The organism is Salmonella sp. NW38, from assembly GCF_051807745.1.
In the GTDB taxonomy this organism is placed as follows: domain Bacteria; phylum Pseudomonadota; class Gammaproteobacteria; order Enterobacterales; family Enterobacteriaceae; genus Salmonella; species Salmonella enterica.
The window spans coordinates 186,936-209,240 of the sequence record NZ_JAMMTO010000001.1 but is presented as its reverse complement, the minus strand read 5'-3'; the positions used below and the strand labels follow the sequence as shown (position 1 = coordinate 209,240).

25 protein-coding genes, 1 tRNA gene and 7 pseudogenes are annotated in these 22,305 nt (G+C 41.6%); 15 read left to right on the top strand and 18 right to left on the bottom strand.

The annotated features are described in order from the left end of the window. Positions 1-590 precede the first annotated feature (590 nt). Positions 591-905, top strand: a complete 315-nt coding sequence (locus tag NA624_RS01100) for a TRL-like family protein (protein ID WP_000182479.1) — start codon at positions 591-593, stop codon at positions 903-905. 148 nt (positions 906-1,053) lie between these two features. Beyond that, complete coding sequence (locus NA624_RS01095; RefSeq protein ID WP_000929970.1) at positions 1,054-1,584, top strand: cytochrome b; 531 nt, start codon at positions 1,054-1,056, stop codon at positions 1,582-1,584. 82 nt (positions 1,585-1,666) lie between these two features. On the opposite strand, the gene NA624_RS01090 is transcribed toward NA624_RS01095, so the two are convergent. The 4 genes and pseudogenes from NA624_RS01090 to NA624_RS01075 form a co-directional block, all read right to left on the bottom strand. Further along, on the bottom strand, positions 1,667-2,710 hold the full coding sequence (locus NA624_RS01090; RefSeq protein WP_000761750.1) for a sialidase family protein: 1,044 nt from the start codon (positions 2,708-2,710) through the stop codon (positions 1,667-1,669). 338 nt (positions 2,711-3,048) lie between these two features. After that, entirely contained in the window at positions 3,049-3,516 is a 468-nt protein-coding gene (locus NA624_RS01085) for an Hsp20 family protein (RefSeq protein WP_001218118.1), read from the bottom strand. Positions 3,517-3,668: 152 nt separating this feature from the next. Next, positions 3,669-3,941 (bottom strand): annotated as a pseudogene (locus NA624_RS01080) (hypothetical protein). A gap of 211 nt (positions 3,942-4,152) precedes the next feature. Next, positions 4,153-4,278 (bottom strand): hypothetical protein, encoded by a 126-nt coding sequence (locus tag NA624_RS01075; RefSeq protein WP_000758944.1) that lies wholly within the window; start codon positions 4,276-4,278, stop codon positions 4,153-4,155. A gap of 377 nt (positions 4,279-4,655) precedes the next feature. Here NA624_RS01075 and NA624_RS01070 point away from each other — a divergent pair, with 377 nt between their 5' ends. Then, positions 4,656-5,000 (top strand): c-type lysozyme inhibitor, encoded by a 345-nt coding sequence (locus NA624_RS01070; protein WP_000977721.1) that lies wholly within the window; start codon positions 4,656-4,658, stop codon positions 4,998-5,000. A 754-nt stretch (positions 5,001-5,754) separates the two neighbouring features. On the opposite strand, the gene NA624_RS01065 is transcribed toward NA624_RS01070, so the two are convergent. Together NA624_RS01065 and pagC are read right to left on the bottom strand one after the other, a co-directional pair. Then, positions 5,755-5,831 (bottom strand) — tRNA-Arg (locus NA624_RS01065). A 390-nt stretch (positions 5,832-6,221) separates the two neighbouring features. Then, complete coding sequence (pagC, locus tag NA624_RS01060) at positions 6,222-6,779, bottom strand: virulence membrane protein PagC (RefSeq protein WP_000789469.1); 558 nt, start codon at positions 6,777-6,779, stop codon at positions 6,222-6,224. A gap of 806 nt (positions 6,780-7,585) precedes the next feature. Here pagC and pagD point away from each other — a divergent pair. The 4 genes from pagD to msgA all read left to right on the top strand — a co-directional run bounded on the left by pagD (position 7,586) and on the right by msgA (position 9,561). Further along, on the top strand, positions 7,586-7,849 hold the full coding sequence (pagD, locus tag NA624_RS01055; protein WP_001605721.1) for a virulence protein PagD: 264 nt from the start codon (positions 7,586-7,588) through the stop codon (positions 7,847-7,849). 131 nt (positions 7,850-7,980) lie between these two features. Beyond that, the gene (cspF, locus tag NA624_RS01050) at positions 7,981-8,193 is read left to right on the top strand and encodes a cold shock-like protein CspF (protein ID WP_001537306.1); all 213 of its coding nucleotides are present in this window, start codon (positions 7,981-7,983) and stop codon (positions 8,191-8,193) included. A gap of 416 nt (positions 8,194-8,609) precedes the next feature. After that, positions 8,610-9,131 (top strand): RICIN domain-containing protein, encoded by a 522-nt coding sequence (locus NA624_RS01045; RefSeq protein ID WP_001542631.1) that lies wholly within the window; start codon positions 8,610-8,612, stop codon positions 9,129-9,131. Between the two features lie 190 nt (positions 9,132-9,321). Next, positions 9,322-9,561 (top strand): virulence protein MsgA, encoded by a 240-nt coding sequence (gene msgA, locus NA624_RS01040; RefSeq protein WP_000497452.1) that lies wholly within the window; start codon positions 9,322-9,324, stop codon positions 9,559-9,561. Between the two features lie 144 nt (positions 9,562-9,705). Here msgA and NA624_RS01035 read toward each other — a convergent pair. Both NA624_RS01035 and NA624_RS01030 read right to left on the bottom strand, forming a co-directional pair. Next, positions 9,706-9,804, bottom strand: a pseudogene (locus NA624_RS01035) (hypothetical protein); the annotation flags it as partial. Next, positions 9,779-9,943, bottom strand: a complete 165-nt coding sequence (locus tag NA624_RS01030) for a hypothetical protein (protein ID WP_001036547.1) — start codon at positions 9,941-9,943, stop codon at positions 9,779-9,781. The gene NA624_RS01030 and the pseudogene NA624_RS01035, both read right to left, overlap by 26 nt. Positions 9,944-10,440: 497 nt before the next feature. Here NA624_RS01030 and cdtB point away from each other — a divergent pair. Next, a pseudogene (gene cdtB / locus NA624_RS01025) lies at positions 10,441-11,251 on the top strand (cytolethal distending toxin S-CDT). Positions 11,252-11,323: 72 nt separating this feature from the next. Then, entirely contained in the window at positions 11,324-11,701 is a 378-nt protein-coding gene (locus tag NA624_RS01020; RefSeq protein WP_001277616.1) for a DUF1353 domain-containing protein, read from the top strand. Between the two features lie 147 nt (positions 11,702-11,848). Here the strand turns inward: NA624_RS01020 and NA624_RS01015 are convergent, their stop codons facing one another. From NA624_RS01015 to pltB, 3 genes are all read right to left on the bottom strand, one after another. Further along, entirely contained in the window at positions 11,849-12,391 is a 543-nt protein-coding gene (locus NA624_RS01015; RefSeq protein ID WP_000158844.1) for a glycoside hydrolase family 108 protein, read from the bottom strand. 192 nt (positions 12,392-12,583) lie between these two features. Next, the gene (gene pltA, locus NA624_RS01010) at positions 12,584-13,312 is read right to left on the bottom strand and encodes a typhoid-like toxin S-CDT ADP-ribosylating subunit PltA (protein WP_000733298.1); all 729 of its coding nucleotides are present in this window, start codon (positions 13,310-13,312) and stop codon (positions 12,584-12,586) included. A gap of 16 nt (positions 13,313-13,328) precedes the next feature. Beyond that, the gene (gene pltB, locus NA624_RS01005) at positions 13,329-13,742 is read right to left on the bottom strand and encodes a typhoid-like toxin S-CDT binding subunit PltB (protein ID WP_000275698.1); all 414 of its coding nucleotides are present in this window, start codon (positions 13,740-13,742) and stop codon (positions 13,329-13,331) included. A gap of 611 nt (positions 13,743-14,353) precedes the next feature. On the opposite strand from pltB, the pseudogene NA624_RS01000 reads away from it, so the two are divergent. Further along, a pseudogene (locus tag NA624_RS01000) lies at positions 14,354-14,499 on the top strand (hypothetical protein); the annotation flags it as partial. A 291-nt stretch (positions 14,500-14,790) separates the two neighbouring features. On the opposite strand, the gene sopF reads toward NA624_RS01000, so the two are convergent. The 4 genes and pseudogenes from sopF to pinE form a co-directional block, all read right to left on the bottom strand. Next, a complete protein-coding gene (sopF, locus tag NA624_RS00995) occupies positions 14,791-15,915 on the bottom strand; it encodes a type III secretion system effector SopF (RefSeq protein ID WP_000917275.1) in 1,125 nt (374 codons plus the stop codon). A 446-nt stretch (positions 15,916-16,361) separates the two neighbouring features. Beyond that, a pseudogene (locus NA624_RS00990) lies at positions 16,362-16,529 on the bottom strand (NADP-dependent isocitrate dehydrogenase); the annotation flags it as partial. A gap of 230 nt (positions 16,530-16,759) precedes the next feature. Beyond that, entirely contained in the window at positions 16,760-17,593 is an 834-nt protein-coding gene (gene mcrA, locus NA624_RS00985) for a 5-methylcytosine-specific endonuclease McrA (protein WP_000557907.1), read from the bottom strand. Positions 17,594-17,699: 106 nt separating this feature from the next. Then, positions 17,700-18,254, bottom strand: a complete 555-nt coding sequence (pinE, locus tag NA624_RS00980) for a site-specific DNA recombinase (RefSeq protein ID WP_000905000.1) — start codon at positions 18,252-18,254, stop codon at positions 17,700-17,702. Positions 18,255-18,283: 29 nt separating this feature from the next. Here pinE and NA624_RS00975 point away from each other — a divergent pair, with 29 nt between their 5' ends. Further along, entirely contained in the window at positions 18,284-18,802 is a 519-nt protein-coding gene (locus NA624_RS00975) for a phage tail protein (RefSeq protein WP_001115580.1), read from the top strand. Next, positions 18,802-19,404 (top strand): annotated as a pseudogene (locus NA624_RS00970) (tail fiber assembly protein). The gene NA624_RS00975 and the pseudogene NA624_RS00970 overlap by 1 nt, the downstream one beginning before the upstream one ends. Here NA624_RS00970 and NA624_RS00965 read toward each other — a convergent pair. Then, on the bottom strand, positions 19,376-19,819 hold the full coding sequence (locus NA624_RS00965; protein ID WP_001008237.1) for a tail fiber assembly protein: 444 nt from the start codon (positions 19,817-19,819) through the stop codon (positions 19,376-19,378). The pseudogene NA624_RS00970 and the gene NA624_RS00965 overlap by 29 nt on opposite strands. 20 nt (positions 19,820-19,839) lie before the next feature. After that, positions 19,840-20,244 (bottom strand): gp53-like domain-containing protein, encoded by a 405-nt coding sequence (locus NA624_RS00960; RefSeq protein WP_071585783.1) that lies wholly within the window; start codon positions 20,242-20,244, stop codon positions 19,840-19,842. On the opposite strand from NA624_RS00960, the gene NA624_RS00955 reads away from it, so the two are divergent. The 3 genes and pseudogenes from NA624_RS00955 to NA624_RS00945 all read left to right on the top strand — a co-directional run. Further along, a complete protein-coding gene (locus tag NA624_RS00955; protein ID WP_001130332.1) occupies positions 20,193-20,654 on the top strand; it encodes a hypothetical protein in 462 nt (153 codons plus the stop codon). The genes NA624_RS00960 and NA624_RS00955 overlap by 52 nt on opposite strands. Then, on the top strand, positions 20,629-21,093 hold the full coding sequence (locus NA624_RS00950; RefSeq protein WP_001180571.1) for a hypothetical protein: 465 nt from the start codon (positions 20,629-20,631) through the stop codon (positions 21,091-21,093). The genes NA624_RS00955 and NA624_RS00950 overlap by 26 nt, the downstream gene beginning before the upstream one ends. Positions 21,094-21,354: 261 nt before the next feature. After that, a pseudogene (locus NA624_RS00945) lies at positions 21,355-21,564 on the top strand (integrase); the annotation flags it as partial. A 50-nt stretch (positions 21,565-21,614) separates the two neighbouring features. Here NA624_RS00945 and NA624_RS00940 read toward each other — a convergent pair. Beyond that, positions 21,615-22,229, bottom strand: coding sequence for a hypothetical protein (locus NA624_RS00940; protein ID WP_000340437.1), 615 nt, complete (start codon positions 22,227-22,229; stop codon positions 21,615-21,617). Between the last annotated feature and the right edge of the window lie 76 nt (positions 22,230-22,305).

Genomic DNA, 22,305 nt, shown 5'->3' with positions numbered 1-22,305 from the left:
AACATCATACGCACAAACGCCGGGAGCGCCAACGTGGGCTAAAGGCCGCTTTTGATGGGGATAAAACGCAAGAGAAATGATGCCAGGAATAGCGGGTTAATTAACGCCATCTTATTCTCTTATTGCCTTTCTATTCTGTATTACGTCTTCCCATCCGACGCTGTTCATTTTCTCAACGTTATTAGTCAGTGCTGAAACGTAAGAAGGTATCGTAATTAGCGCCTCCTGGCTTTAAACCTAAACCAATATTAAACGAACCGGGCGTTAATGAAACTTACCAGCAGAACGCCAGTCATATGGCAACCCGATGAAATGACATGCTATGGAGTCCAACCGAAAAATGTTAACGCCGCCAGGGCTCGTGATGATTTTTTTAGCCGTACTGTTCTCATTACTGACAGGATGCGCAAGTTATAAAAACACGGCGTGGGGAATATATCCGGCTTCAACGGATATTTGTCCATCAGGTACGACATCAACAGGAGGGTGCAAAGAGTAATATCGCATATTTAATATACACCACTTTTTAAATGACTGTCCGGACATTTTCGGACGGTAAATTTTCTATTAATTTATAATGGACTAATCCCATGACAAATAAAAAACACATTTTTTCAATTATCTTTATTGGTTCTCTTTTAACGGGGTGCGCTACAGGACCATCACCGACAGGGATTGGCTTATATACGGATGTTAAAGGGCCAATTACTGCCACGAGTCTCCCGGCAACCAAAACCGGTAAAGCGTGTGCGCAAACGGTATTGGGTATTGTAAATACCGGCGACGCATCTATTGATTCAGCGAAAAAAGCGGGCGATATTTCTTTAGTGTCGAGTGTTGATTATGAAACTACGGGCTCATATCCGTTTTATGGTAAAACCTGTGTTGTCGTAAGAGGACAATAACAACAGTAAGCCGGCGATGCCGCCGGCTTTTTATCCCATTTTACGTGCCGCTATCTTTGTCTGTTCCTTGCGACTCAGCCCCCGCTTTAAGGTTCTGTTAAGATCTTACGCATACTCTACAAGCAGTTGTTAATAAAGGATAATAATAATGGCACATTTCTCAAGACTGCAAATAACGCTTCACTGGTTAACACTGCTCCTGACAGGCATCGCATATGCGGCTATTGAGTTACGAGGGTGGGCGCCAAAAGGCTCCAGCGTTTATCTGTTTATGAAAGACATACACTATGATATGGGCGTTCTGGTCTGGGCGCTGATGTTTTTACGGTTATATCTTAAACACAAATACCCGGATCCGGTCATTACGCCTCCCCCTCCTCACTGGCAGCACGTAGCCGCTAAATTAATGCATATCGCGCTTTATCTCACTTTTCTCGCCTTACCGCTGCTGGGCGTCGCGATGATGGCGTCAGGCGGGAAAAGCTGGAGCTTTTTTGGTTTTACTGTACCGGTATTTTTGACGCCAGATAGCACCCTAAAATCGGATATAAAGCGTATTCATGAAATGCTGGCCAATATCGGCTATTTCCTGATTGCCATGCATGCAGCAGCGGCGTTGTTTCACCATTACATACAAAAAGACGATACATTTTCAAGGATGTTACCCGGTAAATCATGACTATTTCGGCCATCCCGGCGTGAGAGAGCACGCCGGGCAAGGCATTATTATTCCAGCGCTATCGGTTTCGACTGATAGCGCCTTATACCGTTTGTAATCGACAATATACGATATTTTTTCGGTTCCACGTGTAGGTGATATGTACGACGCCGCCCTCGCTAATAATAGCGGGATAAGAATACTCACCGTGGTCACTTTCCAGGTCCAGTAGCGGTAGCCATGATTCGCCATTATCCTGGGAAGCAATCAGTGAAAGCGGATAGCGCTTTCCCCAGTTGCCGTTGACCGGATTTAACGCAAGAATCAGCGTACCGTCCTGCATACTAACCAGATCGATACCACTATTATTATTCGGTAAAGATGTCGCGCGGGCAACAGACCAGGTAGCGCCATAGTCGATTGAATCACTGCGAAAAATTGCCCCGCGTGTGCTTCGTAACAACATATGGATATGCCCCGGAGAAGACTCCCACAGCGTAGGCTGAATAACGCCATCCCAGCGCAGGAGGTTTTCCAGACAACATTCCCACAACATCCCCTTTTTTACACCATCCCACAACGCTACGTTTGTCCCGGAAATAGCGTTATCAGGCTCCAGCGGAACAAAAGAGATATTCCAGTGTTTTCCTTCGTCAGAGGATCGATCCACAAATGCCCTCCACCGTTCAGGACTTTCAATCGACCCTGGCGCAATCCAGGCGCCATTTGATGCCAGCAGGAGTTTATTTTTTACGGGACCGCGCGGCAAAATATCATCGTTAACCAACGGAGCTGGCGTACTCCAGGTAAATCCTCGATCGCTGGAGATGATAAACCAGGTTTTCCACACGTGTACGTCGCTGCCTACTTTATAAAATAACCACAATTTATCCGACGGGTAAAATAACACCGGATTCCAGTGCGCTTCCCCCTCGCGTGCCGCCACTCGCTGCGGTGTTGTCCAGATATTATGTTCATAGCGAGATAGCCAGATGGCTGTATCTTCGCTTCCTTCGCGCAACCCCGCGAACCATGCGGCCACGAGCGTACCGCACGGTAAGCGAACAAGCGTAGAGGCATGGCACTGGAAGGACTCGGTTCTGCTTTCCGGTAAAATGACCTGCCGATTGACGAGCGCTAATTTCATACCTGCCTCTATTAAATAAGGTAAAAAGCATCAGCTTTTTTATGTATGAAAGTAGTGTTAGCAGAAATAGCATCAACGCGGTGAAAACGATGAACTGCTATACGAATTTATGTTCAGATATCGCGCCCATAACAGGCAGAATGTCGAGAGTGGTCAAAAATTGGACTGACCTCGCGGATAATTCCAACTTACCGCCGTCCAATGGCGACGAGGTCAGTGGCACGGGATAATATAGAGGTCAGGGCTATAATATTTAGCGATCTGTGCCTACAAGCATGACGGGATACTTTTCGCTACAGGCAATGAAGGCCCGTCTAAACGGGCCTTCATTAACGCGATTATGATTTGTGTTCAATCGCCTTTGGTTTGCTTTCTATGGCAATTTTTTTCGGTTTCTCGCTTTCAGGGATCTCCTGGTAAATCTCGACCAACAAGAGGCCCTGTTCCAGTTTCGCATTATTCACCTTAGCATGTTCAGGCAAAGAAAAACTCAACTGGAAATCCGCCTTACGAATACCACGATAAATCCAGTGCGTCTGATCCTCTACCGTCTCTTCAGTGTGTTTACCCGTAATATTCAGGTTGCCGCCAACCGTTTCAATTTCAAGCTCTTCCTCTTTCCAGCCAGGAACGCTCACGGTAAGCAGATAGTTATTCGCATCGCGCTTTTGCAGATCGTAAGCTGGCGTCGCAGCGACTGGCGTATCTCCTGTTAATTGACTGAAAAGTCTATCAATACGGTTGAAACGGTCAGAGAAAAGAGAATCAGCAAACACGGGAAGTGCTGACAAGGTTCTGAGTGCCATCATTAACCTCCTGAATCACTATTCAAAAGTTCAACATCAAGGCAAGCATTGCTTGTCCACTGACTACATAGGGACGGAAAAAACATTTTCAAGCCTATAAAAGCCTTTTTTTAGTCACGAATTTAAGTGGTTAACGAAAAGTCTCATCCCGTTCATTGCCATTTCCGCTGTCCCTTCATCTTTACAATTTTTCTTCATCAGCATAATTGATAATGATTATCAATTGCATTAGTGTATACAGGTTGGTTATGGCAGTGACCAACGCCCTTCTCCATTATCAAACCCAGCGCCGCCTTCGGGCGGCCTTTTGGGAGGAAATATGGTCGCCAAAAATAAAATTCACGGTCGTCGTATTCATCAGTCTCTGCAACAGTTACATCAGCGTTGTCTTTTTCAGCAACTGGCGGTAAGCCCACCAGGAACAAAATATGTTTCAGTCACCGCTGAAACAAAAAACTGGCTTATTCATCTTGTGACTTCAGAGGGTCGTTAGCACGCGATAGTGGCTGTCCATGTTGTCGCTAAAATTTTAATGAAATGACATTTGAAATGACATTTATACATCTACAATTTGCGCCCGGCTACTCCGGGCGCCATACCTGAAGATATGACACCCGTTGCCAACTGACAGGAATTTTAGTCATCGTCTCCGGCGTAGAAAAATTCGATATCTTTATTAAACCATTTATCAATGTTGTGCCACATCAGACAACCGGTCAGAAAACTTGCGATCAATATTCCTCCTATAAGCCACTTTTTCACATATACTCCTGAATAACCCCTGTTGATGCCATTATCTGATCGATAATAAAAAGACCATCATTTGAAGAAATAGTTTCACTGACAGATACCGTATGAAACGAGACAGTGAACAGTACCGTTTTCTTCGGTTTTTATGCCATAGTATTGAGCAGTGGTGACAATCATTTTCTATCGCGCCATAATGATTTGCAGCCTATAGTTTATGATTTTAAGATTTGTCTACTCATCACATATGTCAGTGATGGATAAATTATAATACGCTTTTCTGGCGCACTTTTCGTCAGTAAACAGGAATACTACAGCATTCATCGTATTGATGCCGCTTTATCTCCCGTTCTTCAGGGAATTAACGACAATTTTATGCACAAAGGATACTAATGATGAAACGTAAATTGATCCCATTTGCCCTCTTTCTCGCTGCGCTTAGCGCCAGTACCACCTCTCTAGCAGCTTCGCAGGAGATTTCTAAATCTATATACACCTGTAATGATAACCAGGTTATGGAGGTGATTTACGTCAACACTGAGGCTGGAAACGCCTATGCGATTATCAGCCAGGTAAACGAGATGATCCCGATGCGGTTAATGAAAATGGCCTCCGGAGCAAATTACGAAGCCATAGACAAAAATTATACTTATAAACTTTATACCAAAGGCAAAACGGCTGAACTGGTGGAAGGTGATGATAAACCTGTTCTCAGTAACTGTTCCTTAGCTAACTAACCTTCAGAAATGCCTGAAGGCTCATCAGGCATTTCCACTTCAACCTTCCTGTAACGTAACGTTAAAAAATATGTGAATCACTACAATAAAATAATGGCTAATTAGTAACCACTTTTAAACATGGCTAATCCTATTTTTAAAGAAAAGTTCGAACTGTCTTAATTGTCGTTGTTTAGTGTTTAAATGTTTTGCTTTATTAAGTGGCCCAGGTAGAATTCACAGCGGCTGGTAACCATTCATATTCGCACTATTGAACGATTACCAGCCAACCGCGCCAGGGTCTTGCATACGCTCTGGCGCGGTTAAATCCCCAGGCCATAAACGAAATCACAGGTTTCTGCTATTGCTCATATCTTTCACGTTAACCTGCATTATGCTTGCCCACCTGATGTAGAAAAACACCGCTCTGAACCATAGGGTGTGAATTTCATTTTATAAAAAATTGCGGTGCCGGGTGCCTCCCGGTGAACCATACCACAGTCAATATGGCTCGCGAGGAACATTAACTATTTGACTGGACGCCCCGCCGCAAAGGGGGATTCACCGCATAAGAAAAATCTACAACTCGCAAGTAATAAAAGACAATAACATTTTTGTGCATTTTTTATAAATGACTATCTTGTCACGTAATAAATGAAATTATTCTGTAACAGGGTTGCAAGACAATACTTATTCAAAACTGAAGTGGTCAGTGGGAGTCGAACCCACATCATCAGCCTGGCACTGAGGTAATAACATTATACGATAACCACATTGGACCGCCACCGAGGCCTCGAACCTCGCACCATCAACTTAGGAGGTTGATGCTCTATCCAGCTGAGCTAGTGGCGGCTGGGGACTTCTGCCAGGCGCAAAAAAGGTGCTCTCCTGGATAAGATACATACCTTGCTACTTTTCAGTAGTCGTTCAACGGCAGGTACAATATGCGAAGGCGGTCACAAAATCTTGATGACATTGTGATTAATTCCAGGAAAATTTTTCAGAGTGAATATTGTGAGATCTGGCGTTATTTATACCAGATTGTCCTTCCTGCTTATCACCTACCTGAGCAACCTTGATTGCTTACCACAATCCCTTATCTGTGCTTATGCTGGTAAGATGTTATGTACAGCATCACTATAACGAAGAGAGAAAAGTCAGGCAGGTACGTGCACTGGTAAAGAAGCCCTGTTTTATTGACTGGCGGTGCGGAAGGCGAACCTTCCGCATAGCTTATGCTTTTCAGAAACGGTATCCAACCCCGACGTTGAAGCCGTTTATTTTTGTAGAGGAGATGTTGCTTCCTTCATACCCAACATCGACGACGATATTCTCCAGCGGATTCATCTGTACACCTGCGCCCCAGGCAAATCCCGTTTTCCTTGAGGAAATTTTGTTAGAAAAAGAATCGCCATCCTGAGTGGAATGTTCTTTAAACGTCGCCTTTACCGTGCCGACACCTGCCAGCGCGTATAACGAAAAATTGTCAGACAATCGATAGGCTGGCCCAACCATAAAAGAGCCGTACTTCACCTCAAACTTGTCATGGTAATGAATACCTTCAGACTCAACAGACCCGGAAGCCTGGCTGTCTCCATATAAGTAACTTAGCGAGGAAATAAAACTTACCGGAGAGTCATCCTCATAACGATATTTCACATTTACCCCTCGGATATTTTTGAAATCCTGAACTTTACTTTGTGCATACCCCACGGAAAAGGCGTTAGTATCGGCCTGTGCAACATTTACAACCAAAACGCCTGTAGTAATAACTAAAGTGGATAAAATAATATTTTTCATAACAACTCCTTAATACTACTTATTATTTACGGTGTGTTTAAACACCTGCGGTACCGATCCGGCATTCAGTTATCGCCACTATGCCGAATCGACAAAACCACGAATAATTCACCACTATCGCTCCTGATACGTTTACTTCCTGAAAGAGATTTTTACTACCGAAGTTCTCTATCGCTCCTTAAGGTAACCGGTTCTACAATGTCATCTCACTTTTATAGATTTGAATGCTAATTTTTCTCACGCATATATATTTAACAGAAACCATAAAGTGTTTAGCCACTATGGAACAATAAATTCACCACGTAACCCTTTGATATTTAAAGAAAAATACAACAACCATGCTAAGAGAACTGACGCCGCGCGACTAGAAACATATCAGTAAGCAAACTCGCCATATAACCAGAACATATCTCATTGTGCTTCACAGCCCTCACTTGACGCTCCAGCCGAAATACCGTTATATGCCATCGCTGGTGCCGTAACCATATTCACTATGATGCTCAGCACGCTTTATTCCCGCTCCGATTTAACCTTTTTAATATATCTATCAGTTACAACATTTCTTGTTATAAGAATAGAATCAATACCACAATTACAATATAAATATCACCTGTGTTGAGAGAGAATTTACATTCCAGAAAAATAATAACGGACGCAAATATTGAAAACCCGATAAAAAAGTCTATTTCTCTATAAAACCCATTATTATTAAGAATGGTTAACTCTTCGTTGAATAAAAAATGCCAATGACGTTCCATAATTCTGGAGATGAACTTCACAAGTCATTGCGTATAACAGGAGGCGTTATGAAACATCATGCTTTTATACTTTGGTCATTACTTATTTTTTCATTCCATGTTTTGGCCAGTTCAGGCCATTATCCTGGTTTACAACAGGCATCATGGGAAATTTTTATCTACGATTTTGGTAGTAAAACCCCGCAGCCGCCTGCAAGTACCGATAAAAAGCAAGCCAGGCAGATTAGTTCACCATCCTGCCCGACGGCAAAACCCATGATGTCCGCACCAGTCAATGACGCCAGGAAAGGGAATACTTTCTCCAGAACATAATGTTCTTTATCTACAATGGTGCCGAACGACTACTTTTAGCCGTCCGGAAATCTTGATTGCCATCAAATATAGCTGGCATTATTTATCCTGACGTGTATAGTGCGCCTCGTTATCCCCATTAAGGAATTTATTTGTCTCGTAAAATGACAGGAATTGTCAAAACCTTTGATTGTAAGAGCGGTAAAGGTCTCATCACCCCCTCCGATGGACGCAAAGATGTTCAGGTCCACATTTCAGCATGTCGCCAACACGAAACAGAAGCGCTTATCCCCGGTATACGCGTTGAGTTTTGTCGTATTAATGGCCTCCGCGGACCTACCGCCGCCAACGTTTATCTTTCATAATTCGTCCCTCGGCATTTTTTCAGAAAAATTTAGCGAGCCCGTATACCTCCGCAGTCTGCTATGAGGCTTTGTCTGAAAGGCTGCAGAATGTTTTCAGTGACGAAAATCTAAAGGATTTATTTTGCTGATGACTCCCGTGACCTCTCTTATCATATATCGGGTGTCAGCCCCCTTCTCACTTTGTTTAACGTGAAGAAATGTACAGCTGTTTTTCACTGTGATAGCATCTAATATTGCAAAAGTATTTAACGCTATATACCCATCGTCACAGGAGTGGCTGGCTGCGCGCATTTAACCGAAGTATTTATGTGATTCTATCGGAATTATCTCTATTGCCGCTCAATGCTACGTCATATTCAGTGGGTATAAATCGCCAATATAGTTGTAACGCTATTTATTTTTAGGGTAATAATTGAATGACTTTGCTTTCAGGAAAAACCACACTAGTTCTCTGCCTCTCCTCTATTTTATGTGGATGTACGACGAACGGCTTACCCGCACCTTATAGTATTAATTTGTCGTTCCCGGTCATTACACAAAACCAGATTAATTCCGGTGGTTATTACATAAATGACGCGGAACAAATTCGGACAACTGATGGTCTGTGCCTTGATACAGGCTCAGATCAACAGAATCGTTTGACGCTGCGGGAGTGTAAGCATGTGCAATCTCAGCTTTTCTTATTTCACCGAGACAGAATCACGCAGGGTGAGAAATGTCTGGATGCTGCAGGACAGGGTACGAAAGAAGGCACGCCAATCATTCTTTATTCATGCACGGGTAATGATAACCAGCGCTGGCTCACTGATGATAACAAAATCAAGGGGAAGCAGAGCCGAAAATGCCTGGGCACAAATAGCATTATTGTCAGAAAAGGCGACCCTGTTGTATTGGCCGATTGCGATTTTAGTCGTGCCCTGGAATTTACCATCAGGTAGCAGGACACCGCTGTGAAGAGAGAGCCGCTAACCTCATGACACGACAACAGGTTAGCGACCTTTACTTCCACGTGCGGTCAATTTACTTTACGCCCGCAACGTCAGGATGACAAAACGGCGGCTAAACCTTGACACCAGTTATATACCCAGCTTAAATACTGGTCATCCAACCAGTAAAAAGGAAATAGCGATGTTCGTCGAACTCGTTTATGACAAGCGAAATGTTGAAGGTTTGCCAGGCGCACGCGAAATCATCCTCAATGAACTCACAAAACGTGTACATCAACTTTTTCCCGATGCGCAAGTGAAAGTTAAGCCAATGCAGGCGAACGCATTAAACAGTGACTGTACAAAAACCGAGAAAGAACGGCTGCACCGTATGCTGGAAGAGATGTTTGAAGAGGCTGATATGTGGCTGGTCACCGAATAACGTCCCCTCCTGCGAAAGCGACATATCCGATCGAAAACAGCGCCCTGAGGCGCTGTCTGTGACGATATAACGCAAACGCCACCACTCAGAACATGTAGCGGAAGTTGGCGTTTATCGCGTGGTCAATATGCTATTTGCCAAATGCCGACTGCTCCAGCGCCAGTCCTTGCCACTGAACGTTTTGCCCAGTGCCACGCCTGTAAGCCCTATCAACGAATTATACGTTTTGCTGCGCATCGATAATATTGGTCACGGTTTTACAGTAAAAACGGTACCTGTTCTCAGGTTCTTCCGGCATCAGTGCACCGTTATAATGGTGAGGTCTGACGCTATTGTAGTCGTTCAAGATGTATCCATTAATTTGTCCGGTTTTCTTGTTCATTAAGTCACCTGTTTTGTGTTGAGGTGAGAATATCACCTTTAATCAGGTGACCAAATTTACTGTGTCACTACAAGAATGAGAATAGATGAAATGTTACCTTCCACACAGGGATATAATAATCCTGGTAATTAAAAATTTATGTTTACTTATAAAGTACTAATGATATCGAATCTCTATTTCCGCATATAAATCAACCCAATACAGTTACAATGAGATAAGTGAATGTAGTTTTAAATTCAGTTAGTTGTTTATCTATAGTTGTTTCTTTGGTATTAACAATAATTAATTGATTGTACTGAATAAACTATCATTTTACCTCTGTAATAGACATCTATTTTAGTTTTATTGACGTTAGGCTATGTATCTTACTATCTGCACAAGACATAGAACCAGAAACAAGTCAGGCATTGCCAGAATAAAATCAACGTCATGAAACAATGGGTTATGAACACATATATCATTCAGATAAAGAAGTAATAATCGGGAGAGTAGATATCATGAAAAAACCTGTTTTTTTTCCTTCTGACCATGATCATCTGCAGCTATATTTCTTTTGCCTGCGCTAATATCAGTGACTACAAAGTTATGACCTGGAATCTTCAGGGCTCTTCAGCATCTACAGAAAGTAAATGGAATGTCAATGTCAGACAGCTTTTAAGTGGTACTGCCGGTGTGGATATTCTTATGGTACAGGAGGCCGGTGCTGTTCCCACCTCAGCGGTTCCTACCGGACGACATATTCAGCCTTTTGGAGTGGGTATTCCCATTGATGAATACACCTGGAATCTCGGAACCACCAGCCGTCAGGATATAAGATATATCTACCACTCGGCTATTGATGTTGGAGCGCGCCGTGTTAATCTGGCAATAGTTTCCAGACAAAGAGCGGATAATGTTTATGTCTTGCGTCCGACAACTGTCGCATCTCGCCCCGTCATTGGCATCGGACTGGGTAATGATGTTTTTCTGACAGCGCACGCACTGGCTAGTGGAGGTCCGGATGCTGCAGCTATTGTCAGGGTTACCATTAATTTTTTTAGACAACCTCAGATGCGGCATTTATCCTGGTTTCTTGCCGGGGATTTTAATCGCAGCCCAGACAGACTTGAAAATGACCTGATGACTGAGCATCTGGAACGAGTTGTAGCCGTACTCGCACCTACAGAACCCACGCAAATTGGCGGTGGTATTTTAGATTATGGGGTCATTGTCGATCGAGCACCTTATTCACAAAGGGTTGAAGCATTACGTAATCCACAACTCGCTTCTGATCATTATCCCGTAGCCTTTTTGGCACGAAGCTGTTAATGAGTAAATAGCGTTGACGACATGTACTTTGAGCGTAAGGTGCAGAATATATATTTATTGTAAGGTAAAATTATGAGTTGTTTTACCAGTCCAGCAATTATGGAAATGTTAGGTCATTATAAATGGCGTGTTTATGAGCCATTCAGGTTTTATCTCAGTGAAGATAAAAATGATGTCATTGAAGTACCGGTAGGATTCGTTACCGACCTTGCCACTGTTCCGCGTATTTTCTGGTCATTATTGCCACCGGATGGTGAATATGCCAAAGCGGCAATCATTCATGACTACCTGTATCATTATCCATTACGTAACAGAAAAGAGTCCGATCTCATATTCCTGGATGGAATGAAAGTTCTGGGCGTGCCAAAATGGAAAAGGATAATAATGTATTTAGCCGTAAGAATATTTGGCTGGAAATACTATCATTCTCATACCATACAACATAATTAATTTCTCGTTTTTAACACACAAAGAACTATAGAAAAACCTGACGCCTTAATATAGTAATAATGAGACTTAGTGGCTTTCACCAGTTCTCTGTGTGAATATATCATTATATGATATCATCACAAACCGCCATAGTGGTAAGTAAGGGGATTACAACCTTACCCGTTCCTTTATCCATCCATAAATAAATGACTCATTCGCCTGGCGCTTTTCAGCTAACTCCAGATAGCGTTGTCCCTGACTACAATTCAATGCCCGGATAAGTATCATTTCGCCCTCATCTCTCCGGTGAGAGAGAAAAAATGTTAGTGCCGAAAGCGTCCGTGGCCCAATCTGACCATCTGCTATCAAATCCGGATAAATTTTTTGCTGATCATTAAAAACATTAAGCCAACGCTGGAAGTACTTAATCGGGATTGAGGGTCCCATGTTCACACCAGTATCACAAAGCTCAGCTGCGATAGAGTGAGAGATAATGGCAACCTGATCAAGTCGTGGACCATACCAATAATCTGCCTCAAGGATTTTTAATGCTTGATTACGGGTAAGATTCCGCATATCCCCCATATAGCCATTAGCCCGGGCCGTCGTCAGGGTTATACCCCAATGCGTTGGTCCCCCCCTGTCGTCAGGGTGATCAACGTAACCGCCTTCTCTACTAAGGATAGATGCAAAGATTTCATCTTTAGTCATAATGACTCCTTCTAATATTAATAAAATACGTACCTGAATGCTATGATTGATAATGCAATGAATCTGATAAAAAACTTATTGAAGTATATAAACAATTTATATTTAAGTGGATAGCCAACTTAATAAACAATATTAACCAGACCACTAATAAACGGTCTGTTTAATTTAATAGGCAACATAGGTAAGTTTCATTTATTTAGAAAGTATAAGTTCTATTACAGGTCTTGCATCATAAAAAGACATGTTGTATACATCAGCTCTTTGCCCTCGATGTGATTGACATACGCTACCTATTGAAAAGCATGAACTTATTAATGGGCCGAATGCATCAATTCGTTGTTGGGTATACGTCTGCGGTTCCGGAAGAAAAGGTATCACGCCAGGATTAGACGTAGTGCTTAAACCTAAATAACTGGAATTCATTGTGCTTACACCATCCTTTACCAGACCTGTTGCGCTATCATAAACAAGCGCCACGGCCTTTTGAATATTCTCGGGTAAAATAGATAATGTGGAAACATACTCTCTTTGCAATCGCATCATCGTTTTTTCATAAGCATTAAAGTGACCACCTTGCGTTTCCAGATAGGTGATGGATGGGAGCAAGCTGTAGAAATTATTATCTGCACGAATCTGATATCTGTATAAATTACCTTTGAATGTTGAGCGAGAATAGTACGCTCTGGCTATAGCATATGTTTGATTAACACTTGAGGTTGTTGCAATATAGCGACTGTCACTACTTCCACCACTACATGACCTTCCACTGATAAATTGCTGAAAGTTACGGTTATACCCAAGTAGTGAAAACCCATCGCGAAAAATAACGTCCGGCGGGGTTGAGTCCACACGATACACAAAATCTACTGCATAGTTATTAAAGCTAACTATAGATAAGGTTAAGAATATTAACTTTTTCATTATTTCTTCTCCCCTCTTACTTGGGTCCAAAGCATTGTGTCGCACTGCACGATGATAGTCCCACAAGAGCATTTGCTGAAAAGGTATTTACAAAAAGCGGATAGGTCCAGATATTTTTTTGAACATGAATCCTTACGGATTGCCCTGTACTATAAAAATATCTTGCCTGGTCAAGAAGTTCTTTAAAGGAGGGTGCCCATATGCTCTGCTTTGATACCGCACATGCAACAACTGGTGTACCACTACCGTTAGCTTTAACCGTTTTTATACAAAAATAAGGACTAGTATCTATCTGACCAACATGTAATTCACTGATAACTTCGTCTGAGTAATAGGCGTTCGTTTTATCTCCTGTCCACTCAGCGCTGGCATTAAAAGAATAAATGAGAATTAATAATGTATAAACAGGCACAAACTTATTTATATACATACTACTCTCCTGTACATTTAAAATAATTAACAAAGCACAAATTTATTTATCTCATCACATCTAAATCCAGTCTATCATGATTTACTTCAACACAATGTTACCAACCACAACAAACACTCAAATTACTTGTGAATAGCAATTAATACATATATAAAAAATTTCATCACTGATAATAAGCACACCTGTTTTATCAGTTACAGAATTCCTGCCACGGTAATAACACAGGTACTTCCGACTCATATTGATCGCCGTCGTCTGTCTACTGGTTTTCATTTTCAGCAAAGCAGGACATAACTCATTAAGAAATTGACGATAATTTAACAAGTCCGCTCTTTGCAAGAACGTTCTGGACAACTATCAGATCACTATTATAGGATCAAAGAGTGGGGAATAAATCATTATCATCCAACTGAATCATGGACGACATCTTATTAACTGGCAATCTTTTTCCGGTGTAGTGATCCTACCCGAGTAATCTGTCTGTACCCTCCAGGTAAAGTGTCCGGCAATTTAGTCAGCCTATTGTTGATAACCGCCAGAAAAGTAATATGTTCAGAAAGATGATCTAATAAAGTTGTGAGTTGTAGGTCGCTGAGATCTAGTATAAGGCAATGATATTTCAAACATTCCCGCATCCAAGTTTGTTGCGCGAAAATTTACCTAAAGAAAAAATAATAAGCCTTAATATTTTTACAGTATTTCAACTTATAGCAGAATAAATGTTCGTAGATGGCGTAAAAACCTGATGAGCAGGAACATCGATAGCCAGTAAATCACTCCTGTGGTAATGCAGGACACCTGATGACTGTGAAGGTCGCTTCATCTGAAGCGCCGGTGAAGTCCAGCGATTTAAGTGAAAAGTAGCCAGCAGGCGCTTCTGCTGGTCCATATTCCTCTATTTTGCCAGGCCATACTGAAGTGCCACACAGGTATCTGCCAGATTGATCCTAAGCTAATAAATATGAAAAGATAGCAGCTACTGCCTACCTCAAGGAGTATGCGCTCATGATCATTTAAAGCTCTTTTAAAGAGCCTGATACTAAGCTTGTCAATATAATATTATGCAGTCTCTATCAAGCGCCTGGTTTATTTGTTTTGCATAATCATATAGTTGACTTTTCGAGTAAGAATTTTCTTGCAAAGACAAATAAACGTGTTTTATATCTCTAAATAAGCATACATCACCATGGATATGAGCCTCTATATAATTCCCTTCATAGCCTGTACCATAATTAGAGTGAGCTAAAAACTTTTCGCCCTTAGCCATTTTAACCAAACTCTTAAAGCAATTATAACCAAAAAAATCATTTTGACAGGATGCAATCAGGTTCTCCATATGCCAAAATGTAGATAATTTACTCGTATCCAGACCAAATCTGTGGCCGTAGGTATCAAAAGGTGAGAATGTACAATTTGTTTTTACATTATCATTTAATTCAAAAAATGATTTCCCATAGGCGCTGGCACCTCCATTTTTACCGTTCAGAAAGTCCAGTGCAGCATAAATTGGTCTGCTTGTAGGGCTAAAGGTTCTACTATTGGGAGTATATGCTACGGAAAAACCGCCTGTCTGACCATATGGGGCATAAGGTGAATCTGCAAGCTTCTCCAGTTCAAATGCTTTAGTTTCAACTGAATCACGTCCGACATTATAAGCAGGTAAATCGCCTGGTCTGCAACCTAATGCATAAGAGTTCAGATATTCTTTATTTTTTAAGAGAGAGACAAAGTCAATTTTTGCTGCATTAAAATTTATTGTCAACCGGGCATTTTGTAAAACATCCACCATCTTATTTAGCAAGAGAGCGCAATCTATTTCGGCACCACACTCACGGCTTATCCGCCTGAGCGCTTTTTCTCTTATTATGTCAGCGTCGCGCTGACACCTGGAATGAATATGTGCAAGTACTTGTTTTCCAAAAAGGCGACCATACGCCTTTTTACGCTCTTCATTGCTGATACCGCAAAACACTTCGTCAAAAGAAAGCCTGTACGCTGCGCTTACAGAACCTCTCGCCGCTCTGCTTTCTGGAAATGGCGGAACATCTTCAACAACATTTTTAACTTGCTGAATGTCTGAAGACAGAGGAGTATGTCCGACATTTTTTTCCTTATCTGTTTCCAGATATTCCGGAACCTTTACACTTCCACTATAGCAGATAGGTTTGAGCATATGTCTCCTGAATTTTTACGACTAATAGTATTCACTTTCGCTGATGTATTCTTTATCAGGCTGATATTTCAACACTTCTTAGCCGCCTTGTAGAAGTGCAAATAAAGCATACTAATAATTTCATAAAATACTTAATCTACCCACTATTGCAGTCTATAAATTATCACCTTTTATTGAAATATTATCCTGATAATAACAACAAATCTGATAAGGCACTTTCAAAAAATAGCCAAACCACACATCATAAAGAAAACCACTACAATCAAAACCGGTAACTATCAACTTTCAGGAGGGCTCAGGTTACCACGACGATCGGGGTAAAGGATAGATTACTATTGCGGTCTGAATTGAGGGAGTTTTGATAAATTATTTTGATAACCGTTCGAATGCTAATAATAAAAACGGGAACGTTAAGTCCCCGTTTTTGTTTTTAACAATTATCGATATTACATATTTGCGATAATCGCGTCGCTAAACTCACTACATTTCAGCAGTTTAGCGCCTTCCATCAGGCGTTCAAAGTCATAGGTCACGGTCTTCGCGGCAATCGCGCCTTCCATACCTTTAACAATCAGATCCGCCGCTTCGAACCACTGCATGTGACGCAGCATTAGTTAGATGACTAAATCGTAACTATTTGACATAGCAACATAATTTTACTAATTTGCATATAACTCATTAGCCCTTAGCATTTCTATAACTCATTGATTATAAACATGTGTTTTTGAGTTTTGATAACCATTTTTAGCATAAAAATAGCAGTTAACATTTGCAGAAGTTAAGATCAGAGAAAATTTTTACCCTGTAGGGTATTACGTCTTAAATGTGACTTTAATAAATAATTTTATTTCTGTAATCGGTTTATATTAACGTAAAGCATCTCGATTAGTTCTTTTGCATTTTTACTATAGTGCAATTCTCTATGGCAATTCGGACAAAGGGCAACACAGTTATCTGTTGTATCAGCACCACCTGAAGACAGGGGAATTACATGATGCACTTCCAAATATGGGTTCCCATCATTTAAATAAAACGGAGCATTTTTACCACAGTTTTCACATATACCTTTACTTTGCTGTAAAATCCAAGCTTTTACCATCGGGTCTCGGACATAAACTTTTTGTAGTCTTTCTACCTCAACTGGTTTCCTGGAGCCCTCGGGTTGACTCAACGTTTTCTTAATTAATTTACTAACCCTCATATTCAGAAGCGATTCATCATCTGTAGGCTGTGAAAGCTCTGATAGTTCTCCACGTATTATAGACGCCCAAAAACTGTCACTATAAATACCTGGAACATTTATCAATATTCGTTTCGTTCTATTGCCGGAAGGAATTTCCTTTCTCCCCGTACGACTAAAATAAGCCTGATAACCACACATCTTCAAGCGTATATCGCGGGGGCTATTACCAATCAAAGTAAAATATTCACCAGGATGGATTTTTCTTTCATCCAAAGAATGCATATGTTTTCTGACTGATGATGACGCCAGATATACTACGACTTGGGATACACCAGAATCAACCAACCGTTCAATGATATAATCAAGAGCGATATTGTAATCTTTGTTTCTGTCACCCGGCCCCCACGACTCAAGGATTAGACCATAAACACCATCCTCTTCACCTATCGAACACTCAGCTTTCAGTTCAATTCCATTATTATCAAAAACATGCATAATATTAATCTTTAATCAATTTTTCACGACAATACTACTTTTATTGATAAAATTGCAACAAGTTGCTGTTGTTTTACTTTCTTTTGTACACAAAGTGTCTTTAACTTTATTTATCCCCTGCAGGAAACCTCTTATACAAAGTTGACACACCAACATCATAGATAATCGCCACCTTCTGGCGAGGAACTCCTGATGCAATTAATCGTCCGGCCTGTTCCCATTGTTCTGGTGTAAGTTTGGGACGACGTCCACCAATTCGTCCCTGTGCGCGAGCAGCTTCCAGTCCAGCTTTTGTTCTTTCAACAATCAGTTCACGCTCCATTTCAGCCAGGGCACCCATCACATGAAAGAAAAAGCGCCCCATTGGGGTACTGGTATCAATTGAATCCGTCAGACTACGAAAGTTGATGCCTCGTTCGCGCAACTCCTCCACCAGCACGACAAGATGCCGCATACTGCGCCCCAGCCGGTCCAGTTTCCAGACCACCAGCGTGTCACCTGCCGATAATGTCCTGAGCAGTTTTTTCAGTCCCGGCCTTTCGGACTTTGTACCGCTTATCTTGTCTTCAAAAATCAGCTCGCATCCTGCACAGTTCAGCGCATTACGTTGTAGATCTGTGTTCTGGTCATTTGTTGATACGCGTACATAGCCAATAAGCATGGTAGATCCCCCTGACAAAAGCAGGAATGATGCCATTTGCTCGTTATTTCTGCATTTTCATAAACGTTGGTTTGGGAGAAGGCTCTGCATTACCTGTTGGTGTGCCTGTTCCATGGCCTTCAGCCACACCGCCAACAGGCTGGCTGAAATGCAACGGTGCGGCATTTTCTGCTGAAGAATACCCGGAACTGGCAAAGGCTTATCCAACAAATAAATTACCTGATTTACGCGGTGAGTTTATTCGTGGCTGGGATGACGGGCGCGGTATTGATGCAGGACGTGTTTTATTGAGTATTCAGGCCGGAATGCTGGAAAAGCACCGTCATCCTGTTGTCGCCAACGATGGGTATGACTCAAAAGAGGAATGGGAACTGGCGACAATCTTCAGAAGAGCATATACGCAAGGCAGGGGGCTTGATGCTGCCGCTGCCGGAGGGAGTCTGATCCCATCACCGACACTTCATTCACGAGGGAGTATCGGTAACACTGGCGGGAGTGAAACCCGTCCACGAAATATTGCATTTAACTATATCGTGAGGGCTGCATAATGGATAACGCCGTATTAAATAGCGAGCTTATTACCACGAAGGCGGGGAGTATTACCGTCTATAACTATGATGGTGAGACGCGGGAATATATTTCTGCATCAACTGAATATCTTGCAGTGGGTGTCGGTATTCCAGCATATTCCTGTTTAGACGCTCCTGGTACATCTAAGGCTGGTTATACAATTTGCCGTTCTGTGGATTTAAAATCATGGGAATATGTGTCAGACCATCGCGGTGAAATCGTCTATAACACCGAAACGGGAGATGCCAAAGAAATCACAGCACTAGGCGACTATCCCGAAAATACAACCACTATCGCCCCGTTAACGCCATACGATAAATGGGATGGTGAAAAATAGGTGACAGATACTGAGGCACAACACGGTGCCGCAGTAGAAGCGGCAGAAGCACAGCGCCAGTCACTGATTGATGCAGCAATGGCTTCCATCAGTCTGATTCAACTGAAATTGCAGGCCGGACGTAAACTGACGCAGGCAGAAACAACCCGGCTTAACGCTGTGCTGGATTACATTGACGCGGTGACGGCAACAGATACCAGCACCGCGCCGGATGTCATCTGGCCTGAACTGCCGGAGGCGTAGGCCATTCAATATCTGGCGCACTGGAGGTATCAACCAGCTCCAGTGCATCCAGATAATCCAGCCACAAATTATATTGCGCCAGTTCCTCACCTTTCAGACGACCAATAGCGGCTTTACCGGGCCATTGCTTACTGTTCATGTATTCGTTGGCCTGGTTAATTAGTAGCTGTCTTTCTGATTCAGTAATTTCAATAAGCTCTTCATGCGTGGGTGGAGGAATATCTGCCCACGCAGGCAGCCGATCATCTCCGGCAATACGGATTTTTCCTTGTGGCGGTTCAGCCATAAACTCACTGATAATATTTTGATTTACTTCCTTAGCGTCTGATAAATCCCATCCCTCTGATTTATATTTATCAATCATATCCACAGGGAAAAAAGCATTATGCCTTGCGCTATAAACATATTCGTTCATATAAATCACCCTGAATAAAATTACTCACCAACAGCCCACCAACTGTAATTCATCGATACTGTTGAGCTGGTTGATGCAGTTCTGTAAGCGGAATTAAAACCGGTTAGTGTTGGACCTTCTGCAGTCATCACGAATCCCCGTCCAGCGCCTAAAGGCGCACCACCATCACCAGAATGGGTAAGCATGGCGCAGTCCACTTTTTTAGGAAAAGGGATGCTGAATGTAATTCTCATTGTTTGCGTCGATAATGTCGGCGTAATCGCACCACGACCATATTGCAGGATTTTCCCGTTGGGTAATTTCATCCATCCATCACCACTGGCAAAAGAGGTCATGTCCGGTATCTGATTTTCCCCTGTTCCTACATTCCGTTTTGCCGCTTCTCCCAAACCAAGATTTTTGGTCAGAATACCATAGGCTTCAATTTATCGACAAAGTCAGCTTTACGCTGATTACTCCGAATATCTTCGGAAGCAGTAAGCAAGCGTTAACCAATGATTTACGGAAGCTTGAAAAAGATACCAATGCAAATACTGTGACCACTATTTTTGAAAACAAAGATGGCAATTTGAAACTCAAAGGTTCTCATTGGGCTGAGACTCTTGTTGACTGGGTCAAAGATGGTGGCGGGTCATGGTTGATTAAAGGACGTAAGACACTCAAGTCAAAATCTACTACGGTATCCAGTAATCAGACAGCCAAAATCGTGCTGATCGAAGGTGAGATATCAGAAATTGAACTTGATGGCTACTCAGCAAATGATATTAAAGAGATCATAGCATTACATCAAAACAGGTATACGTTCAAAAATGCAAAATCTAACTGTCTGGATTAGAGCTATAGCTACCTTCTTTTTGTGCTTAGCATTAGCATCGACTGATAAAACCATTTATACCTTACTTGAGCAGGCTTCTGCTGGAGTAATAGGTTCAATACTTGGAGGTATTACCGCAGGTATCTCCGTTATCTTCGGAATTTTGGCTGTCATTAATAAGGGCGAGAAAAGCACAGACTTTACGGACTATTTAGATAGTTTAGAATTAGATTTGAAATTACTGGTCATGTGTCTGGCAGTAACAATCTTCCTTCCCTATTTACGTAATTATGACATACCACTAGTAAATTATCCTCAGCACGAATTTATCCCTTCTAAAGGCAAGCTATTTACTGCTTTAGAACTTTTTGCTATCGTGCTATCTCTTAACCTCATTGCAGAAGTGATTAGCTGCATGATTTTAGTGGTTAAAAAAAGTTTCAAAATTGAATCAAAGTGAACCTGTTTTGATAACCGTTCAAAATCTAATAATAAAAACTGGAACCTCTAGACTACCGTTCTCACATATTCCAGAATGTGAATTACATGTTTTCTGTGATTGATTCACTAAACTCTCAACATTTCAGCAGATTAGTAACCTCAATCTAGCGTTAGAAGTCATAGATTACGCTCTTGGAGTTGATTGCGCCTTCCATACCTTTAACAATCAGGTCTACGGCTTTAGTGCAATCTGTAAATAGATCCGTTTTAGACACATGATTTTTTCCGTTTAACTTCACAGACAGAGCGTGGTGCACAGGTTAAATCCAATTCGTTGACGGTGAATTTCATTAAAGCGAGGGATTTGGCAGGAAATGACCAGGGCACATGAACTCTAGCAACTTTTCATGAACAAAATTCTTTATCTGAGCGTCTTTACAAGGAACAAGGGGTTGATACCAGAAAGCTACTGGGCCATAAGACCCAGTAGCAAACTGCTCACCACTATGATGACCAAGGGAAAGACTGAGCTATTGTTATCTAATTTGCACCAACATAAAGTTTTTTATCATGAGATTCCTTATCAAATCTTTTTATATTTTCAAGTATTTTAATCATTGCAACACTAGCCTTTTCTTGCCCATTAGCAACGGCATTCATATAATAGGCAATCCGAACCCATGATTTAAAGTGATCATTTTCAAGCTCAGAAGAAACTGGGATTAAATTATTTATAATTTGACATTCACTCTTACAATACATTTGAACTTGAATAACAAGATTTTCAGCTAATCCTTTTTCTTCAATATGATTGATTAATTTTTCTAATGCTTTTTGATTTTGCTCATAGTCAATTCCATAAAAACGCCCTGGACGGCAGGATGGAGGAAAATCCATGCACGTATGGTTCAGAAAGAAAATAAGAAACTCCCTTAATCGTCTTTCAACCTTAATAAGTTTCCTTTTCTCATCTCTTTGCTGCCAGACCTCAAAAACCTTTAAAATAATAAGAAGCTCAAGGCACACTCCAGTAAATTCAGGCACAAAGCTACCTATAAAATATCCTTCACCATCTCCAAAATAAGCAGCACAGCCCAAGGCAATTAACACCACTATTAAAATAATTGTGAATTTTTGTTTTGAAATGCAGTCCATAACATGAATCTTCCAGAAGGGTTTTGATAACTAATTTTGATAAAATTTTGATAACCGTTAGCGTACTAACATAAAA